Below are 18789 nucleotides of genomic sequence, written 5' to 3'. Positions count from 1 at the left end.
TGACACCAGTGAGGAATGACTATGACCAACGGTAACGGGCCTAACGGTGACACGCCCCGACCCGATCCAATACAAAAGTTAACGGAATATGTCGAATCTTTGGAAATTTCTCTGGAAATTCAGGAGGATAAAACAGACGTTATTGAAGATCAGGTGGCAAATCTGACCGAGCAGATAACCGAGTTAAAACAACAAGTAAAACAGATGTATGGAGATGAAGAGGACTGGCAACGTATGTCAAAGACTTGACGGACTTATCGCACGCCGTCAGGCTAAAAACCGATTGCAACGTTCCAAGCTGGAGCGAACCAAGCGCTTGCGAGATGAAGCTTCCTTGACCCGACCTTTTAGAAAGTCCCCTTTGCTAGACTTCGTTGATGACTTGGTACATAGACCCCCAAATCAAGAACAGATGCGCCAGCTCAAAGAACTACTTCTAGAAGAACAGAAAGCGATCGCTAAACTCATTGCTTTAGTTGACCAGCACCTAGAGTAGTGGTCTGCCATTCGCGAAACAGCCCAGCCACAGCCGCTGCTGGGCGAGTTTTGTTTTTTGTGGATGGTAGGCGAGATCCTTTGGGAAATTCTTGATTCTGCTCCGCAAACGCGATGCTTGGATTAGCGGCCAATTGGATGATTTTCTGGTTATCGTGCCTGACTTAAGCCCGTGGAAATGAGAGATTTTGAAACAGCCATGCCAAACAGAAACTCCCGTAAACATTGGAACATCTTAAGCAACTGACTTGGCTCCGAATCAGGAATCGGAAGACTCTCAAAAACTGTGGGAACTAGCCAATAAAAGGCTCCTAGAATCATGGCAGACTGATGAAGTTACTGCACGGGAAGATACTTAAACCAAAATACGAAATTTCCTCTTCAACGGCGAACACGCTTGCGCTGGAAAACTGTAAAGCTACCTGTGAACTAAGTAAACGGATGCCAGCGGATTCGGATCGGATACATTGTTTCATAGCGATTCCAGAGAGCACTCCATAATATCCCAGTCAATACCATCATCGGGGAACAAGGATAATTGTCCTGGCGATACGTTGGATTGCCCGCGGTTGTGATAAGAAAGGTGACACGCAGTACAAAGAGCGATTAAGTTTTCAGGGCGGTTGTCCTCCGGTATTCGATTGCGATGGTGAACCGCCAAAGTTAAAGCACACCGTTCAGATTTGGTTAAGCCACTTTGTTTACCGGGTCGGAGGCATTGTTGATGGCACTTAGCACAACGCCACCCCGCGTTTTCTTTCACCGAGAGCGCAATCTCTTGCCAATTGTCGGGATACCTCTTGGGTTTAGGCATAGCTCATTTCTCTACCAATATGGCGATCGCTTTTCCTGTCACCGTTCAATCTATTTTATAGAGCTGCGAATCCCCTAAAAACGCCGCTGCAATAGGTTTCCAAGTTTGCTTCAATCCATTGGGCGGTTTCTAGATATCCCAAAGCTACGGCTTGAAGCCGCACCGTGTTTGCATGGAACATATTGGTTGTTTGTGCTTCTCGAACTGCATCAATGCCTTCCAGGATGTTAACTATCGTAACAGAGGCGATCGCGTCCTGGCGTACCAGTAAAGCAAGTCAGATATTCCGTTACATAAAATGATTCATAGGCGCTCAATCTTCAGACAACTCAGTTTCTACCCAACTTCGCATTTCCTCACTCGATATACCCTTGCCTTTTTGAGCGTGGGCTTGCTCGATAATAGATAGAAACTTAGGATTTCGACTGATTTTCTCTGTTTCTTCATCAATACGCCAAGATTGAAACAGGCTGGAAAAAAGTTGCTTAGTTCGTCGGAGAATGTTATGAATTATAGTCATGGGCTAATTACCTTTATGCCAATCCGAACGCCAATCCGAACCAAGTTGCCTTCTTTTACTCCTACTGACAAAATATAGATGACCTGTTCGGGGTCTTCTTCTACATCATAGTATACTCTCAGTTCTCCAATCCTTACGTTCCCAAAATAGCTTCATGTACAGGTGCCTTAAAATACAGTTATTGTACCAATCGCACCATATAAAACTTCCTCTGCAACAGGATTTGATAAGTTCACAGGCCGTGTTCTCGCACCAATACCGGTTACAGAATTACAAATGTTGTTACCATCGGAATCTTGTACATAAGCACCAAAAAGTGCTATTTCAGAAACAGTACCGCCGTGAGCTTCTAGCGTGATATTATGAGCTTCTCCAGAGAGAGATACAATACTAGCAGATCTCTTTGGTGGGATAATTTTAGGAAACATTATAAATAAATCACGCCAATTATCATCAGTAGATGAGATAACATCTAATAACTCAGCCTTAGTCTCAATTCTCGATCTACCAATATTTCTCCCATCTCTTACATCTAAAATTGCTTGCTTACGCCGATAGTACCCACGCAAAAGATTTTTAACTATAAATGAGTTTTCTTCTGAGTTCGCAACGAGTCCATAATACATTGGAGATGAGTGCGCCTCGTCCGATTTACTTTCAGGATAAAGAGGAGGAAACTTTAGACCAATTTCCCAGTGTTTAGAGAAGAATTGACTCAAGTATTGAGTTTCTTTATCGTTTAAAAAGCGATGTAAATTCCGCTTTAAATAAATTTCTACAGATCTTGATCGGACGAGCCTTTCTCCTGAAGTTGGAACAAAAACTGCTTTAGATTCTCTTTGTATATTCTTATAAATATCCATTATTTTTAATTGATGCCTCACCTCTTCAGGCCATAGCTCTTTATTATGAGGCATGAAGCTTCCAGTGAGGTGACCAAATAGCTCCGTGCGAGCAAATATAAGAGATACCTTATCTCCATTTTCTAAAAAAAGGTCTCCTCGACCATAGATATCTCTATTGCGATACTCAATAGACGCTTTCTCCAAATCGTCCCAGAAAATAACGTCAACTTTTACATGGTGGTCAAGCCACATACTCAAACAAAAATGCTGAATTTCAATAGCCTTTGTCACTTTTTCATAAGTTGTCCTGGTTAAATAATGAATTTTGGGTGAATCTGGATTTTGCAATTTAGCGAGATATGCAATATAGCTATTATTTTCCCGCATTGGAGCTGGCAAAATTTGACTGATATCATTTTCATCCAAAATAGCAGGCTCTTCTTTTAGATGAGTTTTCAATCCAAGCCCAATATGTTCCCTAATTTTTTCTGTAAGATTAATTTGAAAATGATCTTGCAGTGCAGATTCTTCCGATAAATAATTTGCTACAGTCATAATCCACGGGCACTTATAGGTGTCTAATGCTTGAATGTTTCTTGCCTGCTGTAAAAAGACATTATTGTTAAAAACTGCTCTGGGTTTACCTTCTTGTAGTTCAACCGATCGGTAAACTTCCAGTTCTGAAGCAACAAAGCCACACCGAGCTGCAACAGGCTGTAAAGCCTTAGAAATAAAATCAATATCTTGAACAGCAAGGCTATACAACTTATTGAATAAAAATTGTGCCTGTTTTAAGGTTTCAAATTCATTACTTGAAATTCTTAATACTGACTGAGTATAAGGATAACTTCCTTTGAGAGGAGCTAATTTTTTCATTTTTGTACCTCCATTATTTGTGTTTATTTGACCATTATTTGCAAGACAACCACTCATACAGGTAATCTACTTAGGTTGAATCCAAAACTTCAAATTGCTGTAGCAATAACATCCCATCCATCGGGATAACCTCCCCAATCTTCAATTAGTTTGAATTGTCTTTCTGTTAAACTAATCGAGTAATAGCGAGATTTCCAGCGTTGCCACAAATAGTGCGTAGGATAAATGATAGGTTCTATAGTTTTTAGTTCAAAGCTATTTTTTTCAAGGAGATTGCAAATATCATCATGTTTATAACAACGGTTAATTCTATAGAAGGGTTCCTCACCTCCTTCTTTATCTTTAAAGAACCCGAGAGGAGTTATTTGTTTCTCCTTATGAAAAGATGAGGAAGCATAAATTATTCCCTCCGAAGAATCATAATTAGGATCATCCTTAAGAAAATCATCTTGAGTTTCTTTAGAAATAAAAGTCAGTCGAATTTCACTTCCTTTGTTCAAAAGAGCTCTCATATTTGTTAAAGATTGATTTATCTCTACGTCTTGTAATACATTGACTGCTATTAATTTATCTAATTTGTCATCTAAAAAATTGATTTCTGTTTTTGTACTAATATCGAGTTTGAAGGATCTCGTTGTAACAAACGATTTCTTTAAATGCCCAATATTTTTTTCTGTAACGTCTAGCATATTAGAAGATATATCTATTAAAGCAAAGTACAAATCGTTGCTAGCGCATTGAATTGTTAAGCAGGCTAGCTTACCTTTACCTACGCCAATCTCACCAATACGGCTACTCTTGGAAAGCCATTTAGCCGTTTTTAAGCACCAATCAGGTAAATTAATAGGAGATAGAAAAGCAAAGTCTTCCGAAGATAATGCTGCTAAATCGTAATAAATTTCTGGCGATCTATTAGAAGAACCTACAAATCTAATATTTTTTCTCATTCGTCAATCACTCCATTTGAATAAAGAGATTTAGCTTTATAAAAAAGGTGCTTTCCATGAAAAAAATGCCAATTCATATAGCCAACTTTTAAATGCCTTTCTCCTATTGTTGCATCAAACTTTTTTCGTCCATGTAATACTCGAAAATTCTCTACCATATAACAGTCTCCTGATTGTAGGCGAAATCTATGTTGATAAACTGGTTTCTTAAGGTAATCAAAGAAATTTATATAAGCTTCATAAAAACTTTCCATCTTTTCAAACGGAAGGGAAACGTTGAGAGTTTTATGAGAAAAACAAATATTTATAATCTTTCCATTTTTGTCCAACTCAATTAAAGGGGCTGTATGCAAGAAAAAATATTCAGATATTCGATCAAATTGTTGAAAATTTACAGGAGTGCTTGACAGAATATCAAAATAATTTGGATTATTTTCACGAAAGTCTTCAGCGACCCGGAAACCATCAACTACTATGCTTTCACCGCCCCAAGCGTTATTCTCCACACAGTAAATAAACTGTACTAAACGTCCATCATATCGATAACTACCATCAACATGGGGTGGTAAAGCATAGCCTTGAATTGAAGCGGATATATCTCTAGAAATTTCTTTTGGCTTGACATCTGCAATTTCACGATCTTCCGTGCGATATATTGGCCCAATAGATAGCAGAAACTTCTTGAAATCTGAAAAGTTTTGGCTTTTCAAGTGTATAAACCCTAGCTTGAACAGCTCATTCATCCATTCCTTAGAATTGTCTGTAGTTACATCGTATTGCTTAGGAGGATTCTGGTCTAAATAAGCCTTGTCCCATAGGATAGTATGATTGTTTATACACTCTGGTTGGGGATCATAACTATGGGTTAGTAGCCATGATACTGAAAAATTACTTTGATGAATAGGTTCTTCATTCCAAATAATCTTTAAATATCCATCCTTTTCTTCTATAGATAAGGGCTGTACGAGTAAGGTGACGTTATCCAGGGCATGTATTCTTTGAAATCGATTAGAATCTTGGCATTCAGCGCAGGGGCAGTTGTCTCTCAACCAAATGTAATGAAAGCGTTTACCACAAACAGTCACAAAAGTTTGGCTTTGTATTGGTTCCATGTATTTTATGTATTAACTCCAAATTAACTTTACCACCTTATCTTAAGGATTACAACACCTGGGGGGGTGACAAAGAACCCCAAACCCAGATCGGGTAAAGATCGATCGACTCTGTGGTAAAAAAAGATAGGCAGCTTGTGTTGTTACCCGCTGAGCAGATCTCAAAAAAAATGCTACCAACATTTTATCAGACCCATTTACAAAAACAACTGACGCACGCTCAGTTTATTCTACTCAGCATCTTGCTTGACTTGATACAATCGGAAAAACAAGTGAGGTTAGAGAGGCTCGTGCGGGTGTTTCCCTATCCGATTACAGCCGAAAGTCGCCGTCACAAACTACAAAGATTTCTTGATTTGCCTCAATTAACGATCACACTGATTTGGTTCCCTTTAATCGCTTATTGGTTGGCGACTTATTGCAGAGTAGGACAAACTCTATCAATTGCGATCGACCGCAGCCAATGGGGCTGTATCAATCTGTTTACGATCGCCCTAATTTGGCAGAAAAGAGCTATTCCATTATACTGGTGTTTGTTACCCAAATTAGGAAGCAGTAATTTACAAGAACAAACCAACGCCCTACAACAAGTATTGCCGTTGTTTAAAGAATATAAAGTTATCGTTTTGGGCGATCGAGAGTTTTGTTCGGTAGACTTGGGAAACTGGCTAAGGACAATGGGTGTATCTTTTTGCTTGAGGCTCAAAAAGAATCACTGTCTGGAAACAGAAAATTTAATTTGGCAACGTTTAGACCAATTGGGAGTAGTACCAGCAACTGCTTTGTACTTTCAAGGAGTAAGGGTCAGAAAAACCCAACCAATCGCAGGATTTGATATTGCCTGTAAATGGAAACGCGAATATCGAGGCATGAAAGTAAAAGACGCCTGGTTTATTCTCACAGATTTAGGCTCATTACCTGTGGCGATCGCCGCCTATAAACAGCGGATGGGAATTGAAGAAATGTTTCGAGATTGCAAAAGTGGTGGCTACGATCTAGAAGGGACTGGCTTGAGGGGCGACCGACTCGTTACCATAATTCTTTTAATGGCGATCGCGTACCTATCGGCGATATGTCAAGGCACTATACATCAGAAAAAGCAGGTACAAAAATATATATCCCGCCGTAAAGAACCGAGCAAAAAATACCGGAGAAGGAGTATATTTGGCCAGGGTAAAGATGGAGAGCAGTGGATAAATTATCTCGATCGGCATTCTGAATCTATACAAGAGTTAATGAAGTTAACCCGAAATAAACGTCGTTTTTACCAACAGGGTGTACGGGCTGCAACCCTTATTGGCTCTACTTTATATATCTTTTTGTCACCCCCCCAGTTACAACACAGGTCAGCATCAACATCGATAAGTTTATAAATAGATTCAACCAAATTGTTCTACACACAAAGTAGTCCAGTATATTGGACATGTATCGGCAGATTTCTTTGAATGTTTGATAAAACCATTTCTTTCAAGGAATTTAGAAATGTATCTAGAGTCCGTTTGAGCCAAAATAGGGATTTCTTGCCCTTCTTTAAATTGAATTTCTATTAGGCGAATCAAATGATAGGCTGTAACTTTAGCGAGTCTTTGTATATCATTTAATGATTTGTTGAAACCATATTTTTCTTTGGAAAACCAGTCTCTATATAAAGCTATTGAAAAGACAATTAAACCATACGCTTCATCCTCTTGAGAAGCAACATAGTCTGAAGGAAAACCCTCGTCTCCAATTTCACCATCAAGATATTTGTTCCAGGTCTCCAAATTCACAGGTAATACATGAGTATATCCAAGCCACTCCAAAGCTAACTCTCGATCTCCATGAGAAACCTGCTCATTCTCAGCCTTAAATAGGAGCAATGTATGTGGATTCTTCCTAGCATGAGCACGATTACGTTTGCTTTTTTCTGAAATTGAACCGCTCCACATCTTATGCTCAGCCTTGGAATAAGCGATTGAGCAAATAATACCAGTTTCATGCGCTAGAGACTCTGTATCAGCAAATACGACTGTTATATTATTTAGTAATCTTGAAACAGCTAATGAGTTTCTAATCAGAACCAATTTTCCCTTTTCAGCAGGATCAAATACACCTTCAGTTAAAGCATCAATATCATAACTTCCAAAAATATCTAGGTGATTCTCAATTTTGAGGGCGACAGATCTTAAAGAACGGCTGTAACTATCAAGTTTTTGTTGTTCAGAAACTACGATAGCTTCTGAATCTACAATTTCAGACGACACTGCTTGTTCCGTTAGAATCTGCCCATACTCTTCCTCAAAGGGCTTAATCTCCGCTTTAAGGTCACTAATCTGCTGCTCTGGAGCATTTTCTTTTAAATAAGAATCAGGGTCAGTGAATACTCTTGATAGCTCATCTGTAGTCATTCCAAGACATTGAGCTAATTTACGTAAGTTTTCTAGAGTGGGTTGAGTCGTATGACCACTAGCAGCCCTGCTTATGAGACTTAGATCAACTCCTGATTCTTTCGCTAATTTCTTGCGGCTATATCCCTTCTTGTCAAGAACCTTCGTAAATGCTTCTCCTGACTTTTTGGTCATTTTCAGACTCCTGGATTTTTACATTTGCATTTGTGCAACCCTTTGTATGCAACCACTTGCAAATTTGCAACTTTCACTATTACGACAGATGGATTATAAAAGAAGTGTGAGGTTGAAGCATCTTTCAACTTCAAACTCACATCCTATCCTTCCTATATGTACATGAAAATGAGGTTAACAAAATGAGTGATCCACGGACAGAAGGTTACAAGCGCGGATTGAAAGGTGAATCTCCGTCAAACTGGGGTGATGCTTTTAACGATGTTACCGTCAACCCAAGTGGTTCTCCCAAAGAACGTCGCGAAGGTTATCAGGAAGGTCGTCGTGATAAGGCATACATTGAGGCTCAGAACAAGAATAAAAAGTAGAACCCTACTTCCTTTGAACCTTGATTGATTCCTGATGGGGGCAAGTCTAGCTTTCTCCAAAAACTAACGTGCCCCCATTCTTGATATATGTAGCCGCATGGCTTTTTGACTTGCATCCAGCAGCCTAGCACATCACTAAACATTTAATTCCTAAATCTACGCTCCTCCACAGATTCTACCCAAATTGTGCAGAACCCTTCTGTAGCTGGTTTTCCCGCAACTTCCAGAGTCACCCCCAAACGCTTGACATCCTTTTTACATTCTAAATTAGTCAGACTATCCGAATTCCACTTCATCAAATTCCGAGCAAACTTTCCCTCAGCGCTAGTCGCCCACTCCAAAGCCTCCGCCTGCTCATGAGTAAAATGAACCGCTTTCCCCGGCGCAAACCCTCTTTGCAACCAAAGTAAACCCATCCATTCCATCAAAGCACCAACATACAACGTCGTCAACAGAATACCCGCCACCACTACCAAAAAACGCGCAGAAGTGGCTGCCCTCATCAATTCTGTCTGACGAACCACAGAACTGACAGCAAAAGCAATTTCCCCGACTAACTTTTCATTGCACCGTAGCCAATAAAACTAACGATCGCCCAATCCTTGCTAGCCTCACACCGAATCGTCCATCCATCCGCACTCCGAACAATCCCAATGCACCGGGGGCGTTTCGTACTTGGGGAACGGGAACTCGCATCGAGGACACCGACTGGTAAACAGTGGGTGGGTATCCAAGAGTTCTAACTGCTGCTCTGGTGTCCACCGCTGCTGTGGTTGCAGGATAAGTTCGCCGTTGTAGTAGCTTGCCCCTTCGGGTTCCCACAATTCCTCCGGTTCAGCATTAGGGTCTTCTCGAAAGTCAATGCAAGTATTGGTGTTAGGGCCTGTGGGATGCACAGCACAGACGAGGTGCGGGTTGCGGGCGTAGAGGAGACAGCGATCGCATTCGGGGAGTTTGGGCATAGCGGGTCTGTGGGTTTTGGTTTGGTTTTAGTTTGCCAAAAATTGGGGTGTTGGGAGCGATCGGCAATGATTTGGGGCGATTGTCGTGACACCCGATTCTCAGCAATACGGAAAACCCTAATCAGCCTCAAGAAAGCAGACGCTACATTCTATAAATTCATGCCATTAGAGAATTCAACGATGTACATAGACCACAAAATCGGTGATTTAGTTGTCGAGCAACGCCAAAATGATGGTTACATCAATGCAACGAAGCTAACTAAAGCTTACGAACGAAAAACCGGAACTCGCAAGAACGCTACAAAATGGTTTGAAAACGATCGGACTAATCAATATATAGAACTGCTATCAGATAAAACAGGGCTTGAGGTATACGACCTAGTACAAAAAAAAGGAAGCGGGAGAAACCAAGAGACTTGGATTCATCCAAAATTAGCTATCTCTTTTGCTATGTGGCTTTCGCCTGAATTTGAGATGATAGTCTCTGAATGGGTAGAAAAATGGCTGACAACTGGCCTAACTCCCGTCTACGAGACTGTTCAATTGCATCCTTACCAACGGGTTTGGTATCAGCGATTAACTTTGTTTGAACAAAATACCAAGATGCCACGGGGTAAGTGGTGTATTTTTGAGCAGATAGCCGGACTAATGAGAGATTTAGAGGCTAAAGGCGTTTTACTGCCCGACACAGCTACTATAGATATTTCAGTAGGTCGAGCGTGGTGTCATTGGCTGAGGGAACAAGGACACAATACCGATGAATTCGAGCAGTACATCCATTATTATCCCGACCGCAGGGGAGAGCAACTTGCAAACGTTTATCCTTTCGACTTGCTGGGAGAGTTTCATCAGTGGCTGCAAGATACATACATTCCCGACAAATTTCCTGAATATGTCAGAAAATTCTGTACGCCAGAAGAATGCAAATTAATTTCAGATGCGATCGGATGCGAGGTGAAGCCCATTCAAAAAAGGCTCAAAACAAATCAGTCTCAGCTTGCTTCTAAGTAACTTTATCACTACTCTCAAACAACTTTGCGGTACAGCCGAGATAACCGCTTTCTGAGGACATGAGGTAAATAAAGGTTAAGCAACACCCGGTAGAGACTGGGTTATTGGAATCAAAACGCCAGTACCCCATCTAAAGCTTGGGGTACTGCATCCCAATCGATCGGGTGTTGGCAACCAGAGCGCGGGCATCGGATCGATTGGTGATGACAAAGGAACTGCTACTTTTTAGGGAGCGATCGCTCAGAAACTTGCGTTGGCTGTCCTAGGTCGCAAAACTTCAACATTCAGCTCTAGTTTTTCTCCCAGCCACAAAGAATGTGTTGTGTGGTCTGCCACATCATCCCCTGTTTCGGGATGGACGAGAATATTTAGCTCCTCGCGGTGGAGCATCAACCAGGGAACGACTGTGCCAAACTGCGGGGGTAAAAAAGCAACTTGATACATCGCTTGGGGATGGGGGCCAATGGGTTTATCATGCCAACGCCCTAGCTGCACCTCAAACTGAGCCAATCCTTCGCGTATACGCGCAGCGGAATCACGGCGATCGGTGTCAAAGTAAATATGTGCGTGAAAACCAACAATTTCGATGGTGTCTTCTTTCATCATTTTCAGTGAGGTATTGAGCCGACATCTGCACAAAACGGCTGTTAACTGAGCGGGTAACGAGAGTGAACGCCACAATTGATGTGGGGTTGCAGGCGAGCGAGGAGGCAGCCCTCGCACTCTTCGGGATTTGGGGCATGGCGGGCGTGTTGGGGGTTTTGGATTTAATTTTAGTTTCCTCCAAAACAGCTATGTTGCTTGTTGAATAACTCTGCTATTTCTCGGCTTTCGGCGAACAACATAGCTAAGTAGGATGTTCTCAATATCTATTATAAATGTCAAAAACAAGCTGATTTCAAAAAATCTTCCAAGACGTAAAAGTCCGTGTTGTCTAAGTCTCTAGGATAGATAACTAAAGTTAGTTTTCTGGTAACAAACTCTTTTTTAGAAGCCACCACAAATGAAAGAATAATTAACTTGGCTAGTGCCATCCGAGGCAAGTTAGTACGAGCCAAGTCGGCTCCAATGACAGGGATAGCCACGTCTATCCCATGACCCCTCCGACGCACTTCTTCCCAAAGATGACTCAAAGAATTCCAGATTTCGTCAGCGTTTGACTGAACTTTCAGATCGTTACCCATATAGCCGTAAGCTGTCCAGAAGTAGCGTTTGTCGGGGGAACCCAGCGCTATGGTAGTGCCAATGGGGTAGCGCCAAGACTTTCCCTTCTGTTTGTTAGGTTCTTTTGTACGTTGAACTTGATAGCCCTGCAAAGCGGTTTCAATGTCCGCATCTAACTGAGTACGATCGTTACCATAAATGCGTGTGAGAAACTGGCCCTGCACGCTTGAAGGTTTGATCACTTCTCCCAGTTCCGTATCGAAGACATCATTAGCGCCTATGACTAAATGCCCAGGCTCGTCAAACAGATCGCCGAGCTTAATTTCTACAACCGAGTTGGGGGAAGACAGAGCTTGACATACCGACCTACGGGGGAAATTCTGAACAACTGCGATCGCTAAGGACAATGCTACCAGTCCAAAATAACCAATCCAGCCAAAATTCAGATACTGCGGAAAAAAGAATGCCCCAGGCTCAATTAATAGCCACAAAAGACCAAAAATACTGAGAAAAGAGCTGCCTATTCGTCTAAATCCGATTTGAGTTAAGAGTTGCAGGTAAATCATCGCTTCTGAAGCTTTTTATCCGGGTCTGGTGTACATTATCATTATCGAGAACAAATTTGCCGTAGAAGCCGAAAGTGTATGAGCTGGAACAAGATTCCAGTCATTTTATACCTGCTCTATACTTATGATAAAAGCCAATAGCTGAGGCACTGCTACCAGTTTAGCTTTGCGAGCGTCTGTTTATTTGTCTTTCTGACAGCCTTCTGAATCGAATATTATGCAATTAGATGTATCGATAACAAGCAATGCCACAAGTAAAGCTGCTAAAGATATTCCTGGCATCGCCGGGCGATGTAGTTAGAGAACGTAACTATGTTATAGAAGTCATTGACGAAATCAACCGTACTATCGCTCCTAGTAAAGGTGTCAGGCTAGAGGTAGTCCGCTCTGAAGAGAACGTCTTTCCCGGTTACAACCCTGAAGGCGGTCAAGCTGTACTCAACGCACAGATTGCCAACATGGAAAAATATGCGTTGTTTGTCGGCATCATGTGGAACCGTGTCGGAACTCCAACGCCGCGTGCCGATTCTGGAACAATTGAAGAGTTTGAACGGGCAGTCGAAGCTTTGGAGAGCAAGGGGCAACCTCAGATATGGTTTTATTTTCGACTGTCACCAGCATCGCTCAATACGAAAGGAGAATGGGAGCAACGGGGAAATGTACTGGACTTCAAAAACAGAATTCAGCCTCGCGCTTTGATCTGCGACTACAAAAACTCCTCTAACTTTCGCGATCAGTTCCGCAACCATATAACGCTGTGGTTAAACGAGCGCCAAGCACCACTTACCCTCGAACGACTCTGGCAACAATTAGTAGATCGAGCCACTCAAACTGACCAAATGAAACCGGAAATTGCTAACAACTTGGGGATGTGGAATCCTGCCCCAAAGGTACCGAGAGGTACACCGTTTCATTTGGTGGTTAATCTAGAAACTACGGGTTATTTGATTCTCCTGGAGAAGAATCCAGAACAGCAAATTTGGTGTTTATCACCGTCATTTTTAGCACCACCGTCACGTTTAGAAGTAGGGGAGGTAAAGTTACCTTTAGCTTATCAAGATACTTTTACCGCTGATAGTGTGGGTATAGAACAAATAGTTGCGATTATTAGCCAAGATAGGCTTGATTTAGATTGGTTGCCTGGGGATGATGATAAACCTTTAGAAATGCGGAAAGAGCATTTAACTGAATTGCTTGAGTATTTAGAAAATAGTTCTGAAGTTCAAGTTTTCTGTGCAGAATATCAAGTAACAGAATAATTGAGTTCTTAAATATCACGAGTGAAATAAATGGACGAACAGCGCATACGAGATTATCTCAATTTAATTCAGCAACTTTTAAATAGTCCGAGTGGACAAGAACTGGAGATTTTGCACACTAATTCACTCCTTATAGATGAGGAGTTGGTTAAGGTTATAGAAGTGGTAGCATCTAATGTGTTAAAAGAAAATGATAATACGGCAAATTGGCTACAGAACTTAGCAGCAGAATTGGCAAAGACAATTAAGCATTGGAATCAGCTAAATCAAAAAGCTGTTCAACTCTACGAGTCCGGAGACTATCGTCAGGGTGTGAGTGTTGCTGAACAAGCTTTGAATATCGCGCAAAACTTATGGGGAACTCGGCATCTTGATTTAGCAACTAGCTTGAATAATTTAGCTGTACTGTACGTGGCTCAAGGATTCTACCTTGATGCAGAGTCTTTGTACCAAGATGCCCTAGCTATAAAAAAAAGTTTATTAGGAGACGAGCATCCTGATGTCGCAATTACCTTAGATACTCTGGCACAACTCTACTATTGGCAAGGACGTTACAGCGAGGCTGAACTTTTTTATAAGGATGCCTTAGCTATCAGAAAACGCCTACTCGGTAATCAGCATCCTGATGTCGCCACTACTTTGAATAATCTTGCAGAACTGTATCGTCTCCAGGGGCGCTATGTTAAAGCCGAAACGTTGCATCAAGAAGTATTAGAAATAAAAAAAATAACTAATCATGAACCGTGTAGTATAGCTAATAGTTTACATAATTTATCATTGACATACTATTCACAAGGACGATACAGTGAGGCTGAATCATTGTTGTTAGAATCTTTGTTGATATGGGAAAATCAACTTGGAGATCAGCACTATAACATCGCCATTGTTCTGGACAATCTCGCAGAAATATATCAACAGCAAGGTCGCTATTTTGAGGCAGAACAATATCATATTAAAGCCTTGACGATGCGTAAAGAGTTGTTTGGAGATAAACATCCAGATGTAGCAACTAGCCTGAATAATATAGCAATACTCTACCGTTCTCAAGGAAGCTGGTTACAGTCAGAAGCATTTTTTCAGGAAGTCTTAGAAATGAGAAGATGCTTACTGGGATCTGAGCATCCTGATGTGGCAGGGAGCTTAAATAATTTGGGAGGACTTTACTACTGGCAAAGGCGTTACAGTGAGGCAGAGATATTATTAATAGAAGCCTTAGCAATATTGAAGTATGTGTTTGGAGACGAGCATTATGATATAGCACTTAGCTTACATAATCTTGCATTAATATACAAGGAACAAGGGCGCTACTCTGAAGCAGAACCATTATATGTTAAAGCTTTGGTCATGTGGAAACGCCTGTTAGGAGAAGAGCATCCTCATGTGGCAGATAACTTAAATAATTTGGCAGGTTTATTCGCTGCTACCGAACGCCCCACTGAAGCAATGTCAGAGATGATCCAGTCAACGGAAATCGACAACACAATGATTCGTCGTTTATTTGCCTTCAGTTCGGAAAGTGATCGCCTCTCCTACCTTAAAAAAATTAGAAGCAACTTAGACAAATTTCTCTCCCTCGTCTACAACCACCTATCAGGTACACCTCAAGCAATACAATCTGCATTAGACTTAATCCTTAAACGAAAAGTCCTAACTGCATCTGCCCTTGCTGCTCAAAACGAAGCGCTCTATAGCGATCGCTATCTCCATCTCACAGAAGACTTCCACAAACTCCGCAACTTGAGCGAACAAATAATCCATCTGACTTTTTCTCCACCTCAAACTGAAGATTTCATCACTTACCAACAACAATTAGCGCAACTGCAAGCCGAACATAACAACTTGCAAAAAAATCTGGCATCCCAAGTACCAGAAATTCAATTACAAGAACAGCTCCCTAGCCGTAGCGATGTTTCATCAGAGTTGCCAGCAGGCTCAATCTTAATAGAGTTTGTCCGCTTTGATGTCTTCAATTTTAAAGCCATCCCAGCCCACAGCGAAGCACAATGGCAACCAGCCCGCTATCTCGCTTTCATCTTGCCCGCAGGAGAACCAGAATCAGTAGAGATGATAGATATTGGAGAAGCAGAATATATCGATAATTTAATTCGAGAATTTCGGGAGTTAATATCTGGGGTGGGTAAAAATACAGAAAGTCAGCTAGGGATGTTCAGCAAGCGTCCTCCAAAATTAATCTTCAGAAAATATCATCCACAAGCAGGCATCAAGCTACGACAAGCAATATTCGACAAACTACGACCTTACCTACAAGGAGACGAACACTTAATTATTGCTCCAGATGGAGAATTGAACCTAGTGCCATTTCAAATTCTTCCCAACGACGACACTGGAGAAAAAATGCTGATGGATGAATTTACCATCAGTTATCTGACTGTCGGGCGAGACATTATGAGGCAGAAAATAGAGACAAAACGCCCTGCATCTCTCAAGGCGTTAGTATTCGCTTCTCCGAATTTTGACTTGAGTACAGAAAGTGTTACTCCTGATGAAGCACCAGAACAAAATACACTGACAACCAACTTGCGAGAATGTATTGCTAACAAACCCTTAAAACCTGCTGTAGGTACAAATATATTGGGAGAACGAGTTGCACAAAGGTTAAAAGTAGCTCCTTATGTGGAAAACAAAGCAATAGAAAGCTACTTCAAACCCCTTCAATGTCCACGCATCTTGTTAATAGCCACTCATGGTGTATTTTTACCTAACCAGCCAGAAGATCGCTCCCCAACCTTTCCTTATCAAATGGAAAATGGTTTATTGCAGCGCGATCGCTTTTTTGGTCGAGTAGAAAATCCGATGCTGCGTTCCGCCCTCGCTTTAGCCGGAGCTAACACCTGGGCAAAAGGCGGTAAACTTTCCCCAGAAGCAGGCAAAGGAATTCTATTTGCTCAAGACGTAGCTGGACTTGACCTGTGGGCGAATGAAATTACTGTCCTCTCAGCCTGCGAGACAGCCATTGGAGATGTAGCCATTGGGGAAGGAGTATTTGGGCTGCGACGGGCTTTTACCGTTGCTGGAGCGAAAACCCTGATAATGAGCTTATGGTCAGTGAATGGCTGGGCAACTACCCTGCTCATGGAACGGTTTTTTGATAACTGCGAAGCTAGGTTAGGTCGCGCAGCCGCCTTACAAGAAGCTCAGAACTACGTGCGAAATATCACTGTCGGAGAATTGCAGCAATTTGAACTAGGACAAGAAATTCTCAAATATGTCAATAACGGTAGAGAATTAGATACTGCAATATTAGCTCGCCAAGCTGAAGACAAACCTCTGGCGCATCCTTATTATTGGGGAGCTTGGATTTGTCAGGGAGATACGACATCCCTGCCATTTATAGCTTGCTCGTAAAGTTCAATTCTCCAACTCCGTTTATAGACTGAACCAGGATTAGAGCAAGAATCTGACTTGCTTTTAAATCCCATACCATGCAATTAGATGTATAAATCGAGTAGCAATGCCACAAGTAGAAAAGCTAAAAATTTTCCTGGCTTCACCGAGCGATGTAGCTAAAGAGCGTGACTATGTAATGGAAGTCATTAATGAGATCAACCGTACTATAGCTCCCAGTAAAGGTGTTATCCTTGAGGTAGTCTCTTCAAAGGATACTTTTCCTGGTTACGGTCAGGATGGTCAATCTGTGCTCAATAAACAGATTGGGACAATGAAAGAATACGAGATTTTTCTGGGAATTATGTGGAGCCGCGTCGGCACTCCAACCCAACGTGCTCCGTCGGGAACTATTGAAGAGTTTAGACGAGCAGCTAGAGCTAATAAGAGCCACGAAAAACCAGAGATTTGGTTCTACTTCCGAAAATTAGAAGCACATTTAGATACACAAGAGAAGTTAGAACAGGCCAAGAAGGTAGTGACGTTCAAGAAGGAAGTTCAGCGCAAGGCATTAACCCACGACTACAACAACCCCTCAAATTTCCGCGATCGGTTTCGTCAGGACATATCGCTGTGGCTCAATGCACGTCCAAACAAAACATCTCCACCTCGTACCGCTGCTGCAAACCGAATCAAAAAGTCATCTGTAACGCCTACTAATTTGCAACCACCGACTTCGAGAGAGAATAAGCAAAAAAAATCAATTTCGACTTCCCCAGCAGCAGATAACAAAAGAAAACCCAGCACAACCTCCACAACGAAAAAGCGATCGCTTGCTGGTTCTCGCTCTACAACTTGTACCACCACAAGCATCAGTAGCTCAGGTGCATGGGTTATGTTGAACGACAATTTCTTCCTAACTCAATCTGTTAATACTCAAGCCAATCAAACCGTCACACTCCACATTTCACCTACCAATCCAGAACAGGAAGCTGCCTTACGTAATTTGCAACCTGAGCAGTCTTACAACAAAAAACAGATTCCTTATGCTTACCAGAATGATGCAGCCATGATGCAGGTAGAGAGTGTTCTCTCTCAATCTATTAAAGGCAAAACTATTTTAATCGTTACTTTAGGTCCAGATCCCAACTCACAGAGAAGCAGCAGTATGGAAATCAATTTTAATGGTTACACCACCAATCAAATCGCTGAGTTACGGGCTCGTCTTTTGTTACTTAACGAAACCCCTTCTCTTCATGAAAAAAATACTTATTCGGAAATAGACTCTTGGGTTGAGGGAGGTTATAACAATGCTGTCAAGATAAATAAAAATATCTTTCCTGATTTGTGGAAAAAACTGAAAATTCCGCCCAGTAAGTTTTTACCTCATGCACGTCTTGTAGCAGTTTATTACTTAAAAATGAGCCGAACAGTTGAACACATATTGGAATTGAAACTTGGTATAATTAAGGGCAATGTTATGTCTGTTCAGTTTCGCGGGAAAAGAAAATCCCCCTCCATCAATCAAGAACCTGCCGTGATTCAGTTTCAAGGTAGTTGTCCTCTAAGTGGATGAGTAAAACACCTACAAAGTCAAATTTAAAAGAAATGCGCTCGCAATTCCTCACCTCAATCCGCTAATCGCATCCACTTCAACAAATGAAAAATGAATTGCTACAGGATAGCAACAACAGGCTCTCTTTGCAGCTCAAAAAATTTCTGAACTATACCGCCTCTTTCTAATTGAAATTCGCAAGCAATCCCCATTAGTTGCAATTATTTCCCCCTTCCAGAAGCGTGTAGTTTTAAGAGTGGCAAGAGATTGAGGATATTTGGCTTCAACTAGATCCATATTGGCTGGATAGTGGATTACCGAGCCTTTCTTAAGGCAAGCTTCTGTTATAAAAAATCGGTGACTCGCTGATTTATAGGCGTGGTATCTGG

General features: G+C 41.5%; 20 protein-coding genes. 9 read left to right on the top strand and 11 right to left on the bottom strand.

Annotated features, from left to right (window positions below):
• The first annotated feature begins 21 nt into the window (after positions 1–21).
• Positions 22–249, top strand: a complete 228-nt coding sequence (locus tag QUB16_RS03460; RefSeq protein WP_333314040.1) for a hypothetical protein — start codon at positions 22–24, stop codon at positions 247–249.
• Positions 250–283: 34 nt separating this feature from the next.
• On the top strand, positions 284–496 hold the full coding sequence (locus QUB16_RS03455; RefSeq protein ID WP_333314039.1) for a hypothetical protein: 213 nt from the start codon (positions 284–286) through the stop codon (positions 494–496).
• Between the two features lie 471 nt (positions 497–967).
• Here QUB16_RS03455 and QUB16_RS03450 read toward each other — a convergent pair whose 3' ends face one another.
• The 6 genes from QUB16_RS03450 to QUB16_RS03425 form a co-directional block, all read right to left on the bottom strand.
• Positions 968–1309 (bottom strand): HNH endonuclease, encoded by a 342-nt coding sequence (locus QUB16_RS03450; RefSeq protein ID WP_333314038.1) that lies wholly within the window; start codon positions 1307–1309, stop codon positions 968–970.
• 55 nt (positions 1310–1364) lie between these two features.
• A complete protein-coding gene (locus QUB16_RS03445) occupies positions 1365–1523 on the bottom strand; it encodes a DUF5049 domain-containing protein (protein ID WP_333314179.1) in 159 nt (52 codons plus the stop codon).
• Between the two features lie 99 nt (positions 1524–1622).
• On the bottom strand, positions 1623–1829 hold the full coding sequence (locus tag QUB16_RS03440; RefSeq protein WP_333314037.1) for a hypothetical protein: 207 nt from the start codon (positions 1827–1829) through the stop codon (positions 1623–1625).
• Positions 1830–1996: 167 nt separating this feature from the next.
• Positions 1997–3550, bottom strand: coding sequence for a hypothetical protein (locus QUB16_RS03435; RefSeq protein ID WP_333314035.1), 1554 nt, complete (start codon positions 3548–3550; stop codon positions 1997–1999).
• Between the two features lie 89 nt (positions 3551–3639).
• On the bottom strand, positions 3640–4497 hold the full coding sequence (locus QUB16_RS03430; RefSeq protein WP_333314033.1) for a hypothetical protein: 858 nt from the start codon (positions 4495–4497) through the stop codon (positions 3640–3642).
• Positions 4494–5609: a TauD/TfdA family dioxygenase gene (locus tag QUB16_RS03425; RefSeq protein ID WP_333314032.1), complete on the bottom strand. Its 1116-nt coding sequence runs from the start codon at positions 5607–5609 to the stop codon at positions 4494–4496. Before QUB16_RS03425 ends, QUB16_RS03430 begins: the two co-directional genes overlap by 4 nt.
• Before the next feature lie 170 nt (positions 5610–5779).
• Here QUB16_RS03425 and QUB16_RS03420 point away from each other — a divergent pair, with 170 nt between their 5' ends.
• Complete coding sequence (locus QUB16_RS03420) at positions 5780–6982, top strand: IS4 family transposase (protein WP_333314030.1); 1203 nt, start codon at positions 5780–5782, stop codon at positions 6980–6982.
• A 6-nt stretch (positions 6983–6988) separates the two neighbouring features.
• Here the strand turns inward: QUB16_RS03420 and QUB16_RS03415 are convergent, their stop codons facing one another.
• Positions 6989–8170, bottom strand: a complete 1182-nt coding sequence (locus QUB16_RS03415) for a helix-turn-helix transcriptional regulator (RefSeq protein WP_333314029.1) — start codon at positions 8168–8170, stop codon at positions 6989–6991.
• Between the two features lie 182 nt (positions 8171–8352).
• Here QUB16_RS03415 and QUB16_RS03410 point away from each other — a divergent pair, with 182 nt between their 5' ends.
• The gene (locus QUB16_RS03410; protein WP_333314027.1) at positions 8353–8538 is read left to right on the top strand and encodes a hypothetical protein; all 186 of its coding nucleotides are present in this window, start codon (positions 8353–8355) and stop codon (positions 8536–8538) included.
• Between the two features lie 143 nt (positions 8539–8681).
• On the opposite strand, the gene QUB16_RS03405 is transcribed toward QUB16_RS03410, so the two are convergent.
• Together QUB16_RS03405 and QUB16_RS03400 are read right to left on the bottom strand one after the other, a co-directional pair.
• Positions 8682–9083: a DUF6753 family protein gene (locus QUB16_RS03405; protein ID WP_333314177.1), complete on the bottom strand. Its 402-nt coding sequence runs from the start codon at positions 9081–9083 to the stop codon at positions 8682–8684.
• Between the two features lie 66 nt (positions 9084–9149).
• Positions 9150–9500 (bottom strand): hypothetical protein, encoded by a 351-nt coding sequence (locus QUB16_RS03400; RefSeq protein ID WP_333314025.1) that lies wholly within the window; start codon positions 9498–9500, stop codon positions 9150–9152.
• A gap of 180 nt (positions 9501–9680) precedes the next feature.
• Between QUB16_RS03400 and QUB16_RS03395 the strand changes: the two genes are divergently transcribed.
• A complete protein-coding gene (locus tag QUB16_RS03395) occupies positions 9681–10511 on the top strand; it encodes a KilA-N domain-containing protein (protein WP_333314024.1) in 831 nt (276 codons plus the stop codon).
• Between the two features lie 240 nt (positions 10512–10751).
• Here the strand turns inward: QUB16_RS03395 and QUB16_RS03390 are convergent, their stop codons facing one another.
• A complete protein-coding gene (locus QUB16_RS03390) occupies positions 10752–11117 on the bottom strand; it encodes a DOPA 4,5-dioxygenase family protein (protein WP_333314023.1) in 366 nt (121 codons plus the stop codon).
• Positions 11118–11179: 62 nt separating this feature from the next.
• Between QUB16_RS03390 and QUB16_RS03385 the strand changes: the two genes are divergently transcribed.
• Positions 11180–11323: a hypothetical protein gene (locus tag QUB16_RS03385; RefSeq protein WP_333314022.1), complete on the top strand. Its 144-nt coding sequence runs from the start codon at positions 11180–11182 to the stop codon at positions 11321–11323.
• Positions 11324–11392: 69 nt separating this feature from the next.
• Here QUB16_RS03385 and QUB16_RS03380 read toward each other — a convergent pair whose 3' ends face one another.
• A complete protein-coding gene (locus QUB16_RS03380; protein ID WP_333314020.1) occupies positions 11393–12241 on the bottom strand; it encodes a macro domain-containing protein in 849 nt (282 codons plus the stop codon).
• A gap of 245 nt (positions 12242–12486) precedes the next feature.
• Here QUB16_RS03380 and QUB16_RS03375 point away from each other — a divergent pair, with 245 nt between their 5' ends.
• From QUB16_RS03375 to QUB16_RS03365, 3 genes are all read left to right on the top strand, one after another.
• On the top strand, positions 12487–13500 hold the full coding sequence (locus QUB16_RS03375; RefSeq protein ID WP_333314017.1) for a hypothetical protein: 1014 nt from the start codon (positions 12487–12489) through the stop codon (positions 13498–13500).
• Positions 13501–13530: 30 nt separating this feature from the next.
• Positions 13531–16866 (top strand): CHAT domain-containing tetratricopeptide repeat protein, encoded by a 3336-nt coding sequence (locus QUB16_RS03370; RefSeq protein WP_333314016.1) that lies wholly within the window; start codon positions 13531–13533, stop codon positions 16864–16866.
• Positions 16867–16972: 106 nt separating this feature from the next.
• Entirely contained in the window at positions 16973–18421 is a 1449-nt protein-coding gene (locus QUB16_RS03365) for a hypothetical protein (protein ID WP_333314014.1), read from the top strand.
• Positions 18422–18789: the final 368 nt, after the last annotated feature.

This window comes from Microcoleus sp. D3_18a_C4 (genome assembly GCF_036702415.1).
Taxonomy (GTDB): Bacteria; Cyanobacteriota; Cyanobacteriia; order Cyanobacteriales; family Microcoleaceae; genus Microcoleus.
Note: the sequence above shows the minus strand (reverse complement) of the source record. Positions and strands in the feature narration are given on the sequence as shown.